This is a genomic window from Halonotius pteroides, assembly GCF_003605635.1.
Classification (GTDB): Archaea; Halobacteriota; Halobacteria; order Halobacteriales; family Haloferacaceae; genus Halonotius; species Halonotius pteroides.
Window position 1 is genome coordinate 1 of the sequence record NZ_QMDW01000053.1, and the last position, 2,520, is coordinate 2,520.

1 protein-coding gene is annotated in these 2,520 nt (G+C 50.0%); it reads left to right on the forward strand.

The genetic code is table 11. The features are described 5' to 3' along the window. Window positions 1-21: 21 nt before the first annotated feature. On the forward strand, window positions 22-2,520 hold a 2,499-nt coding region (locus tag DP106_RS14910), incomplete at its 3' end, for a PAS domain S-box protein (protein WP_133305188.1).

The window sequence follows — 2,520 nt, forward strand, 5'->3', positions numbered from 1 at the left end:
CAGATCGATGGCGATGTATATATGCACACTACTGCCCGTGATGTCTCCAAACAAAGACAGCGGGAAGTAGAACTTAGACAGCATGAGGCATACCTTGAGAGCGCCTCAGACGTTATCTGTCTTGTTGATCAGGACGGTATTATCCATTACGATTCGCCTAGAATCACTGAAGTCCTCGGCTACGGATTCAACGATCGCCTCGGAAAATCAGGATTCGAATATATTCATCCTGACGACCGTGACCGAATTAAAAAAGGATTTCACGAGAACGTCATTGGAAGTGCTACTACCGAATTATATGAGTACCGCGCGAAAACAAAAGACGATGGATGGGTCTGGGTCGAGAGTTCTGCCCGTAATCTTACCGACGACCCGGATGTCGGCGGTATTGTAGTGAGTATACGGGATATAACTAAACGCAAAGAAGAGCAGCAGCAACGCGAGACGCTCATTGACAATCTCCCCGGGATAGCCTATCGATGCCAGAATGAAGAAGGATGGCCGATGGACACTGTCGAAGGAAACTCCAAGGAACTCACGGGGTATGCTCAATCGGCATTCGAGTCTAGCGAGGTGTTGTGGGGGAAAGACATGATTCACCCAAACGATCATGACGAGGTGTGGGAGACCGTACAGACAAGTTTGCAACAGAACGATGCTTTCCAGACAACATATCGAATTATCACGCCTGACGGTGACCAGCGGTGGATGTGGGAGCGTGGGAAACATGTCCTAACAGTCTCAGAGAACGACCCGGTAATTGAAGGATTCATTACAGACGTTACCGAACGTGAGCAGCTAAAACGCAAGCAGCAACAGATAATCAACCGCGTGACAGACGGAATCATCGAGCTGGACGCCGATTGGCAGTTCACATTCTTTAGCGGCCAAGGGGGAGAGTTGGCGGGTGTATCGGAAGATGACGTTCTTGGCCGGGGTTTCTGGAAAGTGTTTGATAATATACAAGGAACAACATTCGAAAAGCAGTACCGCGAGGTGATGGAGACTCGAGAGATGGCATCGTTTGTTGAGTATCATCAAGGTGTCGATAGCTGGTTCGACGTGCAGGCGTACCCCAATGATAACGGTGGGATCGATATTTACTTTCGGGATGTTACTGAGCGCAAGGAGAGCGAACAGGCACTACAGCAGGCTGAAAAGCAGTACCAAACGCTTCTAGAGTTGGCCCCACTCCCCATCATTGTTATAAATAATACAACGAGTGAGATCATCGAAGCGAATGAAGCGGCCGAGGATATGTTGGGATATCGAACAGATGAAATTGTTGGCCACAGTAAGGAGATACTCCGACCGGAGGGTCAACCCGAAGCCTATGATGAAACCTTCCGGAGAGCAGTCCAAGAGGAGAGCACATTTCGGACGCTTTCTGACGGATCGCCCTATCAGATTACGGCAAATGACGGAGAGAGGATACCGGTCGAAATCAGCGTCAGGACTGTTACACTGGACGGGACGGATGTGGCGTACGGCATTCTTCGGGATATCACTGATGAACATCAGTACCAACGCCGTCTGGCCGCGCTCAATGATGTTACCCGAGAGTTGTTTGACGCGGAAACCCAACGGGACGTGAAACAGCAGGCTGTCGAAACCTTAGCCGATACACTGGATGTTCTAACTGTTTCTTTCTATAGCTTTGAGGAGGAAAAGTGGGAACTTCTACCGGAGATATCTAAAACTGCGACCGAATCGTTTGAGCCCCCGGTTCTTGACCCGGGAGATGGTGTTGAGTGGCAGGCACTTACCGAAGACCAGACTGTGGTTATCGATGATTTTGAGCCACGTAAGACAGCGTCTGACTCCGAGCGAAAGATACGGAGTAAGGTAGCTATTCCAGTTGCTGATCATGGTGTTTTGATGGCTGGCGACCCCCAACCTGATGTATTTTCCGAGTGGACTGTTAGCCTCGCTGAGACGCTGAGTGCCACGGTTGCAACAGCACTTGAACGAACTGAACGTGAGCAGCATCTCAAAACCCAACGGAAAGAACTGCAGGAAGTTGAAGCGATAAACGAACGTATTCGGGGGATAACCCAGGAAATTGTTCAGACAGAGACGCGAGCCAGTCTTGAGGAGTCGGTCTGCGAGCAATTGATTACGTCAAATCTGATTGATTTTGCATGGATCGGTCGTGTTGACCTCGAAACAGATATCGTAACACCCCAAGCACAAGCTGGCCTTGGAGGAACCTATCTCAGCGATGTATCTCTCTCACTGGATGGAGAGACTGATCCAGAACCCTCTGTAGCGGCTCTCCAATCTCGGGAGGCGTGCCATCATTCAAATACAGCAGCCGATATCCAGCGGAGCGACTGGCGGGGGGTGGCGGTTGAACAGGGGTTCCAGTCAGTCTTGAGCATCCCGATTAAGCATGAAGACGCCCTCTATGGTGGATTAAATGTATATACGCAGACAAGCTCTGGGTATCCAGATATACTCCAGTCTCAGTCGATCACATTGAGAAGTTCACTGTCTCCGATAGTGGAGGCTAAATCGGTA